Source organism: Streptomyces soli, assembly GCF_003999195.1.
In the GTDB taxonomy this organism is placed as follows: domain Bacteria; phylum Actinomycetota; class Actinomycetes; order Streptomycetales; family Streptomycetaceae; genus Actinacidiphila; species Actinacidiphila soli.
In genome coordinates, this window is the sequence record NZ_RJVR01000038.1 from 1 (window position 1) to 9,469 (window position 9,469).

Consider the following 9,469-nt stretch of genomic DNA (forward strand, 5'->3'; position numbering starts at 1 on the left):
GTCGTTGGTGCTGGCCACTTCGGGCACTCCTCCTTCTCCGCCCTCGACTGAATGAATCGGTCACTTTACCCGACTCATCACACTTTGACAGAGAGGGCCATGCGCATGTCTGAAGGACGCCGCCTGTCGGTGGCCGTCGCCGCCGGCCTCACCGCCCTGGTGCTGCTGGTCCTGGCCGGACCCGCGCTCGGCGCCGCAGCACGCGACTACCTCACGCCGGACGACGGCCCCAGCAGCACACCCTGCGCCCTGGTGGTCGGCCCGATCCACACCTACTGCACTGCCCCCGACGGCACCATCACCCCCGCCAGGAGCCCGCGATGACCCCCACCAGCATGTCCCGGCTCCGGCTGGTGATATCGGCCGCCACCGGACTTCTCCTGATCGCCTGCATCGTCGTGGTCTGGGCCAACCCCCAGCCAATCGTCAGCGCCCACACCGGCTCGGTCGCGGCCGCACCCATCGCTTTCCTACCCACCTACAAGTCGGTGAACGGCGGGACGACGCGCGTGATAGCCACCAGACGCAGCCGCGGCAACGGGAGGGCGTAGATCCATCCGTCTGCCAGCAGCGGAAGGCGGCGGACGCCGCCCGGGACGCCGCGGTGCGGCCCTTCCCCGATGTCGGTGATGTCGACCCCGACCTCGGCGAGCGCGACGAGTTCGCCGGCCAGTCGCTCGACCTCGATCACGATGTGCTCGGGGACTCCAACGATGACGTGCTCGGCGTCGGGCTCGTATTCCCAGCGCCATTCGTAATGGTCGCTCACTCGGCGTCCACGCGAGCGACCCCCGCCTCCACGCAGGCGGCGTCCAAAATGCGGCCGACCTCGGCTGTGATCTCGTGCGCTTCGTCGAGGTCGTCGACCACTGCCGCGCGGGCCTCCAGCTCGCGCAGGCGCCCGGCCTGCTCGGGGTGCCGCTCGATGGCGACATAGACCGCCCACTGGCCGACGAATCGCCGCATCGGGGCCGCACTCACACAGTCGCGAGCCCGCCGGAGAGCACCGGCCCGCTCCTCGTCGAACGTCGGCAGAGCGTTAGGAGCGACTACGGCGAGGGCAGCGCGTAGTTCCTCGGGGGTAGCGCTGGGCTGGGGGATGCGCGGCGTAGCGCCGCTCTCGGTGCCTGCTGCGGTGCTCACGTGCGCGGCCCCCTTCTCTCTCACGCCTGGTTACGGCGGTTTCCCGTTTTGCACACGGCCTAGGCCATGTCACCGACGCTACCCCAAAGTACCCGGCAGTCACTTGCGCACGGTATCCCAGGGCGGTTGCAAAGTCTTAGCGAGTGCACGACTGTGCAGGTCACGGCGGCATGACGATGTCTGGTGGGCCCGGTCCTTATGCAACGAAGCTCCGGTTGATGCGGGTGACCTGTCCAGTCGCCTGCACCGTCCGGAGATGCTCCTATCTCTTGTCAAGCCGCCTGCGCGAGGTCGATTTGTGTGATGTTCGCGCAGGTCAGTGCCCTGTAGGGCGTTGTCAACTTGTCGGGCTGGCGCGTTGGTTAAGGTGTGTGAGTCGTGGTGGGGCCGGGTGACTGGCCCTGGTTCAGGCCGTGGTGGGCAGGGTGGTGACGCCGGTGATGCGGTCCCAGACGGCGAAGCGGACGGTCGTCTCGGCCCGGTACTCGGATGCGGCCATCAGATGACGTCGGGGCCGGAAATAGGGCGAGATCTGACTGAATGCGGCGAGGAACTTCTGGGCTGACCGGGGTGAGCGGAAGTACTTCATCGCGCGTTCGCGCTGGCGGGTGGGCTGATGGGAGTTCTCCGCCCGGTTGTTCAGCCCCTTGTGTGACCGGTGTTCCACCGAGCCCATCAGTTCCCGGTGAGGCGGCCCGTAGGACGGCACTTGTCGGTGACCAGCACCCGGGGTACCCGGCGCTGCTTCAGCCTCAAGGTTGTGGGGCGGACAGCGCCCACGAACTGACGAACACCGACGCCCCGCTCACCGCGAATGCCACGGTGGCGACCCCGCTCCCGCTGGTCATGAGGAAGCCCGACACAGCACCGACGACGGCGCCCAGCACGGCAGCCTGGGTGCCCGGCCGCCACCATGGCCGGGCGGGCAGCACCTCGGTGCCGGCCGGGAGGATGAAGGAATCCCGCAGATCGGCCCGGACGGCCTGGCTGTCACCGAGCAGCACCCGCTTCGGGGGCTGGTGCCGCAGCCGCCCCAGCGGCACCAGGCGCGTGCCGTCCGCAAGCTCCACAACCACAGGGCGGCGAGCGCCCGGACCGTCGTGCACGGTCACCGTGACCGGGCCGGACAGCTGGTCGAGCTCCGGATGCCACATGACCCGCTGCCGGACCGGCCGGCCGGACAGACCCACCTCCGACAGGGCCAGCCAGGTGGTGTCCGACTGCCAGGCCGCAGCACCCGACATTCGCTCACCGCACAGCAACGTGGCCGTCATCGCACGGCCCGGCCGCCGTGCCGTCCAGCGAAAGCGCAGGCCGCGCCAGGCCCAGACTTCGCAGAACACGGCCGCGACGACGCCCGCGAGGCCGATCGGCACCAGGAGGTCGTCCTGCGCTGAGGTCTCGTCCGGGTCGGCCGGGAAGCCCTGCGGGTCCGCCTGCGCGGGGTCGTACGCGACGGGGAAGCGGCGGCCCTTGGTGTAACGGCCCGTGTCGTAGATGCCGAAGCGCTGCACATGCTCATGGCCCGCGCCGTCGGTCCACCGCACACGGATGTCCTCTTCGTCGCCGATGTCGTCCTCGATCACCAGGCCGTCAGCGGTCGCCGTGGCCCGGTCGCGGGCGCTGCCGTACGCGTACGCATGTATGCCGAGCCAGGCGGCGAGCAACGCGAAGCCCGCCACGGCGTCGGCCGTTCCCAGCAGCGCGACCCGCAGCACAGGGCCGGGGCGTCTCATGCCGCCACGTCCGTCCCGGCCGGCTGCAGCAGGGCCCGCACAGGGGCGGGGTCGCCGCTGTGCAGGGCGATGACGAGAATCTCGTAGAGGTCGACGACGGTGCCGTCCGGCTCGACCAGCACCGTGCTCATCCATCGGCTGGCGTACTCCCAGCCGCCCTCCCGCAGCGCGGTCACGAGCACCGCGCCGATGGATCCGGCCATCACCGCGCGGGACGCGGTCGGACGCTCGGCCGGGGACCCACCGCAGTTGAGGTTCGATCCTGCGGGCCAGACGCGGCCAGCTGCCGTCGGCGACAGCGTCCAGCGCGGCGGACAGCGCCTCATCGGGGGAGTCCCGGCAGGTCGCGCCGAGCAGGAGCGGGCTCTCGCCGTCGGCAGGCCCGAGGAACTGGTGAGTGTCCAGATCGAGGATGCGCACCGGCCGCAGGGCCTCCTGCCGGTTCCTCCTGCCGCCGCCGCTACGCTTGCCGCCCCGGTTGTTCCTGCCGTTCCCACCGGCGATGGCGTCCTGGCCGTCGAGCCCCGCGAGCTCCCCGACGCACCACCGCTCGATCGACCGGGCGCCCCGCAGCGCCACCGGCTCGGTGCCGTACCGGCCTGAGCCGTCACCGTCCGGCAGCGCGGCCACCCGCTGCTCGATCGGCGGATGGCTCGCCGCGTTGTACGGGTCGAAGGCGTCCTCCTCGGCCGCGACGCGGGCGGAGCGGCGCACCACGAGCGGATCCTGCAGCGCGGCCTCGAAGGCTTCGTAGAAATCCTCCGGATAGGCGTTGTCCTTCTCCAGATCGGACCACCACGACTCGCCGATCCCGGCGAACGCCGCGCCGAGCGGCCCCGTCAGCTCCAGGGCCTCGCGGGTCGCGGCTGCGCCCGCGACCCGGGCGGAGTCGGCGTCGGCCGCAAACTCCGTCTCCCAGGCCCGCCGCCGGGAAGCACGCAGCAGCGGCGCCGCGAGAGTGGCCAGCGGACGGAAGCGGCCTTCGAGCCGTTCCGCCAGCCCCGTACGGGCCGCCAGCAGCCACGCCGTACGCCGGTCGCGCGCATGCTGCTCGTGCGCCAACTCATGCGCGACCGCGGCCGCCAGCTGTGCTGCGGTCATCGCCCGCAGCAGCGGCAGGCCGAGCAGCAGCACGTAGCTCCGCACGCCCGAGACCTTCGCCGGTCCGAGCGCCGCGTCCGGCACCGGGACCACCCGCACCAACAGCGGCGCCCGGAAACCGAGACGCTCGGCCACATCCCTGACCAGTGCGGTCAGCTCAGGCTCGTCACCGGGCTGCACCGCCCGGCCCGGCAAGGAATCCCGGCCGCTGACCGCCCCCAGCAAACCGCGCAGCGCCCACACCCCCGGCAGCATGGCCACCGTCCAGACACCCCAGGCCGCGGCCAGACCGAACAGAACGAGACCGACAAGGATCAGGGGCAGCCAAGCGACCACCATCATGGCCGTACCGAGCACCCACTCCCCGGCGGCAGACCACCGGCGCGAGCCCTGCGATATGGGGGTGTCCATCACACTCCTGTCGCACTGCCAACAACTGGCCGGATTGTGCCACACCGCCAGGCCAGCGCCCTGCCCAGGACGGGCTGCGGATTCGTGTTGTCCGCCGGCGATGACGGCCAAGTACAGGACCGGATAGCTGCGCGTTTCCGGCACAAGTTCATGTCCGAGACAGCCACGTGCCGTTGGTCTGGAGGGAGCCGGCGGCCCTCGGCGACAGTTGCAGAGGCACGCAGATAGCGCGCGAGCCACGGTGTAGCCTGCGTCAGTTCTAGTTTCCAGCCGCGAAGTTGTGGCCGCCGCTGCGGAGAATCAACGACGCGACGCTCATCGGCGGCTACAAAGGTCCGCATGGCGTCGTCGTGTTCGCCCTGGCGGCTGCTGGTCACCAGATCCCACCCTCACGGTCTCATCGCCCGCTCCGACAGCAGACGACTCACCGCCGAAGGTAGGAGCCCGCACACATCACGCCGTCAGTCACCCTTTGATGTTGCTCCTCGACATAAGAGAGTAGAATTAACAATATTGGAAGGGGGGCGGCAACTCCCCGGCCCGACGACTCTAACGCGTAAGAGGGCGATACGTGAGCTTATGTTCTTTTCGTCGTTGTGCTTGGGATAGGTGAGCCGGTCGTGGGCCCGCCGGTCGTCTACGGTCGCGGCTGGGTGAACAGGCCCGGCTCCGTCTCGGCCAGGATTCCGCGGTCGGCCAGGCGCTTGAGTTTGGAGCGGATGCCCTCGGTGTGCTTGGGCAGGATCGGCAGGTCCATCGCCTCGCACACCTCCCGCGCCCGCAGCGGCCCGTCCGCCTGGGCGAACACGGCCATGATCTGCTGGTAGGCCGGATGGTCCGGCAGTACCGGGCTCGGCGCCGGCGGCGGCTCGTCGGGCAGCTCCAGCAGCGTTTTGCGGGTGATCGTCAGGTGCTCGGCGGCCCGGACGAGCTCGCCCAGCAGCGCGGTCAGCTCCGCGATCTTGGCGCGGGCGGCCTCGGCCTGCGCAGCGATCTGCGCCTGGCGCTCCTCCAGCCTCGCCAGCAGCGCTGCGAGGGTCTGTCCGCCGTTCATGCACCGCGCCAGGTGGGGGTGGAGGTACCGGTCAGCCGACGGGCCATCACATCGCTCATCGCCCAGTACACCCGGGAGACGGAAGAAGCCGGGCGGTGTTCATAGTCGCGGACCAGGCGCCGATACAGCATCAAGATCCCGTTGGTCTGCTCCACGACCCACCGCTTGGCCTGCGGGACGAACCCGGTATCGGCCGGATTGCGCTCCACGATCTCCACGTCGATGCCCACCTGCTTGCCGTGGTCCACGACCGACTTCTTGAAGCCCTGGTCGACCAGGGCTTTCTGCACGGTGTCGGTGTCGGCGGCGACCTTGTCCAGCAGGGCGATGCCGGCGGCGTTGTCGTGGGCGGAGGCGGCGAGCACCACGACCGCGATTATCAGGCCGAGCACGTCGACCGCCAGGCAGCGCTTGCGGCCTGGCACCTTCTTGGCCGCGTCCTTCCCGGTCGAGGCGGCCGGGACCCCGGCGGCGGCGTGCAGGCTCTGTGTGTCGAGAATGATCAGGCTGGGGTCGGCTAATCGGCCCTTCTTCTTGCGGGCCTGCCAGCGCAGCAGGTCGTGAATGGCCTGGTCGGTGCCGTCGTCGCGCCACTTCGCGAAGTAGTAGTAGACCGCGCCGCGCGGCGGCAGGTCGTGGGGGAGGTAGTCCCACTGGCAGCCGGTGCGGCTCTGGTAAAGCAGCGCGTTGACGATGTCCCGCATCTCGTAGTTGCCCTGGTGGCCGCTGACGGAGGGGTGCCGGGCCTTCCACGCGGTGATCACCGGCTCGATCAACGCCCAGCGTTCATCGGATAAGTCGCTCTTGTAGGGCTTGCGGTCGCTCACCCCGTCACTCCAGCACGGCCAAGCCCGTCGACCAGCCCGGAGTGCGCACGGCCACACGTTCAGGTGACAGCAAACCGGACATCACCTCGCGTATCGCCCTCTAAATAAGCTCAGCTCAGACGGGTTTCGGGCAGGCGGAATTGTCCGGGCGGCCGGGGGCTGGCTGCCTGATCGGGTGGGATGCTGGTTCAGGCGGCGTTGCCGAGCGGGTTGAGGGTGACGCTGTAGCCGAGCTGGTTGAGTTGGGTGATCGCGCGGCGGGTGGCGCGCTCGGGGTCGCGCTGGGTGAAGTAGGAGCCTCCGAGGTCGTGGTAGGGGCTGTTGGTGGTGAGCATGTGCCAGATCGCAGTGATGATCGAGTGCTCGACAGCCACCAGGGCTTTCATGACTCCGCGCCTGGCGGTGAGGCGTCTGTAGCGGGCTTGTAGATAGGAGTCGTTGGTTCGGGCGGCTCCCATGGCGGCGATGCCCAGGGCGCCTTTGAGGTAGGGGTTGCCGGGTCTGACCTTGGTGTTTTTCGATCGGCCGGCGGACTCGTGGTGGCCGGGGCAGACCCCGGCCCAGGACGCCAGGTGCTTGGCTGTCGGGAAGCGGGTCATGTCGCCTCCGGTCTCTGCGACGATGACCTCGGCAACGGCGCGGCTGATGCCGGGATGGTGTCCAGGAGGTCCAGCACGGGACGAAAGGGGGCCATCGCCTCCTCGATCCTGCCGCTCAGTTTCCCCAGCATGATGGTGAGCTGGTCGTACTGGTCCAGGTAGAGCCGGGCCAGGAAGGCGTGGTGCTCGCGGAAGCGGCCCTCCATCGCCTCGGTGAGCTCGGGGATCCTGCTGCGCATCCTGCGTTTGGCCAGGTCCGCCAACTGCTCCGGGTCGCGCTGGCCCGCGATCAGGGCTTCGAGCATCGCCCGCCCGGAGACGCCCATGATGTCGGAGGCCACTGCGGAGAGCTTGATGCCACTGTCCTCGAGCAGTTTCTCCAGGCGCTGGACGACCTTGCCGCGCTCCCGAGTCGCGTGGGTCCGGGCGCGGGTGAGGTCCCGCAGCTCCCGGACGGGTTCGGGCGGGACAAACGAGGCCCGCAGCAGTCCGTAGGCGCCCAGTTGCGCCAGCCAGGCCGCATCGGAGACGTCGGTCTTGCGGCCGGGCAGGTTCTTGGCCTGGCGGGCGTTGACCAAGATCACGTTCAAGCCCTCGGACAGCAGGTAGAAAAAGGGCTTCCAGTAGTCCGACGTGGCCTCGATCACCACCAGCGTGACCTGCGCGGCAATCAGGTGCTCGCGCAGATCCAGAACCGCGTTGGTGGTCGAGGCCCAGGTGGTCGTCTCGGTCGTGAAGGTCGCGCGTCGCCGCGGGTTGGGGCTGCGCACGCATACCTTGGCGTCCCGCTTGCTGATGTCCAGGCCCGCGCAGCGTTCGTGGAGGATGTCCACGGCCTGCTCCTCTCACTCGGTGAAGGGCAAGGAGTACGCCGTTCCGGGAGGACCAGGGTGGATCAGGAATCTAACGCTCGTGCACTCGGCAACACCCCACGGTTCCCGTGGACGGTCCTCAGCACCATGCTGACGTGCCCCTCACGAACACCGACGACACCACCGAACAGCCGCCCGAAGCCGAACCACACACGGCAGACGGCGACGTCCCCGACATCGGCACCGACATCCGCGTCCGGGTGATCGGCCCGGGGCTCGGCGGCCGCTACAAGGTCAAGGCCCTCTCCCCCGCCGTCGACCACCCTTTGGTCCTGACCGTCCGCCACGGCTCGGCTCCCCCGCGTCCGGGCGAAGAAGTGGACTGCTGGGTGTTCGCCCACGAGAGCAACCTCTGTCTGCTCACCGCGAACCAGCGCGGCCGCCAGCCCATCTCGCCCACCATGGCGCAACGCTACGTGGCAGCACTCGACGTTCTCGACGAGCTGACCCGCGGTGACGGCACCGCTACGGACAACGCCCGCGACCGTCTCTCCGAGCTCAAGGGCATGGCCAACCGCATCCTCCGTCGCGACCAGGCGGACTGGGTGGACGTGCGGCGTGTCCTCGGATCCCCCGACAGGACCCGCCTGGGCCTCCTGCGCGACCTCGCGGCCAACACCAACCGCGCACTCAAAGACAACGACCTGGACGCAAGCCAACTCCGGGACGATCTGGCCCGTTCCGGCTGGGCCCAGGCCCTGGCCGAAGCGCGGGAGACGCTCCAGCGCCGGCTGGCCGCCATGGCCGCACCGGAAACCGAGAACGCACCCGCCGCCGCTGTCCAACAGCCCGATCAGAAGGAAACCGAGCCCGTGACCACCGCCGAAGCACGCCCACCACACGGGCGGTACCCACGAAGGGACTTGTGCACGCGCTGGAGACCGCGGCGACCGCCGACCGCACCTGCAAGAAACACGAGGCGGTACGCTGTGCGGGATCCTGTTCGTGCTGTACACCGGGATCCGGTGGGAGTTCCTGCCCCAGGAGTTGGGCTACGGATCAGGAAGCACCTGCTGGCGCCGACTACGGGAATGGAACGACGCGGGCGTGTGGCAGAAGCTGCACGAACTGCTCCTCGCCGAGTTACGCGCCGCTGACCAGCTCGATCTGTCCCGAGCAGCGGTCGACGGCTCGCACCTGCGGGCATTGAAGGGCGGGGATGCCACCGGGCGCTCACCGGTGGACCGTGGCAAGACGGGCAGCAAGCACCACGTCATCGTCGACGCCCACGGCATCCCGCTGGCCGCCACCGTGACCGGCGGCAACCGCAACGACATCACCCAGCTCCTGCCCCTGATCCACGCCGTGCCGCCGATCCGCGGCAAGCGCGGACGGCCGCGTCGGCGCCCCGGCGTGCTCTACGCCGACCGGGGCTACGACCACGACATCTACCGCCGCCAGGTCCGCGAGCTGGGCATCCGCCCGCTCATCGCCCGCCGCGGCACCGAGCACGGCAGCGGCCTGGGCAAGAACCGCTGGGTCGTGGAAGCAGCCTTCGCGCTCCTGCACTGGTTCCGCCGCCTGCGCATCCGCTGGGAGATCCGCGCCGACATCCACCAAGCCTTCCTCACCCTCGGCTGCGCCATCATCTGCTGGCGACGACTGAAAGCCTCATTTTGATCTGAGTCCTTAGTGGTCGGCGCCGTAAGTCCTTCGGGGGTTGACGTCGGAGGGGGTGCTGGGCTGGTGTCTGGTTAGGTGCCGGGGGCGGCGAGGTGGAGTCGGC

Annotated in this window: 6 protein-coding genes and 3 pseudogenes; 2 read left to right on the top strand and 7 right to left on the bottom strand. The window is 69.4% G+C overall.

The features are described from left to right. Window positions 1-105: 105 nt before the first annotated feature. Window positions 106-324, top strand: a complete 219-nt coding sequence (locus EFK10_RS02040; protein WP_127354058.1) for a hypothetical protein — start codon at window positions 106-108, stop codon at window positions 322-324. A gap of 154 nt (window positions 325-478) precedes the next feature. Here the strand turns inward: EFK10_RS02040 and EFK10_RS02045 are convergent, their stop codons facing one another. The 7 genes and pseudogenes from EFK10_RS02045 to EFK10_RS02075 all read right to left on the bottom strand — a co-directional run bounded on the left by EFK10_RS02045 (window position 479) and on the right by EFK10_RS02075 (window position 7,704). Further along, window positions 479-769 carry a hypothetical protein gene (locus tag EFK10_RS02045; RefSeq protein ID WP_127354059.1) on the bottom strand — a complete coding sequence of 97 codons (291 nt, stop codon included), beginning with the start codon at window positions 767-769 and terminating at the stop codon, window positions 479-481. Continuing rightward, window positions 766-1,143: a hypothetical protein gene (locus EFK10_RS02050; protein ID WP_127354060.1), complete on the bottom strand. Its 378-nt coding sequence runs from the start codon at window positions 1,141-1,143 to the stop codon at window positions 766-768. The genes EFK10_RS02045 and EFK10_RS02050 overlap by 4 nt, the downstream gene beginning before the upstream one ends. A 406-nt stretch (window positions 1,144-1,549) precedes the next feature. Further along, window positions 1,550-1,884 (bottom strand): annotated as a pseudogene (locus EFK10_RS53030) (DDE-type integrase/transposase/recombinase); the annotation flags it as partial. An 11-nt stretch (window positions 1,885-1,895) separates the two neighbouring features. Further along, complete coding sequence (locus EFK10_RS02060) at window positions 1,896-4,391, bottom strand: M48 family metalloprotease (RefSeq protein WP_127354061.1); 2,496 nt, start codon at window positions 4,389-4,391, stop codon at window positions 1,896-1,898. Between the two features lie 637 nt (window positions 4,392-5,028). Continuing rightward, window positions 5,029-5,445 carry a hypothetical protein gene (locus EFK10_RS02065; protein WP_127354062.1) on the bottom strand — a complete coding sequence of 139 codons (417 nt, stop codon included), beginning with the start codon at window positions 5,443-5,445 and terminating at the stop codon, window positions 5,029-5,031. Further along, a complete protein-coding gene (locus EFK10_RS02070; protein ID WP_127354063.1) occupies window positions 5,442-6,272 on the bottom strand; it encodes an IS5 family transposase in 831 nt (276 codons plus the stop codon). Before EFK10_RS02070 ends, EFK10_RS02065 begins: the two co-directional genes overlap by 4 nt. Before the next feature lie 188 nt (window positions 6,273-6,460). Next, a pseudogene (locus EFK10_RS02075) lies at window positions 6,461-7,704 on the bottom strand (IS110 family RNA-guided transposase). Between the two features lie 966 nt (window positions 7,705-8,670). On the opposite strand from EFK10_RS02075, the pseudogene EFK10_RS02085 reads away from it, so the two are divergent. Further along, a pseudogene (locus tag EFK10_RS02085) lies at window positions 8,671-9,363 on the top strand (IS5 family transposase); the annotation flags it as partial. Window positions 9,364-9,469: the final 106 nt, after the last annotated feature.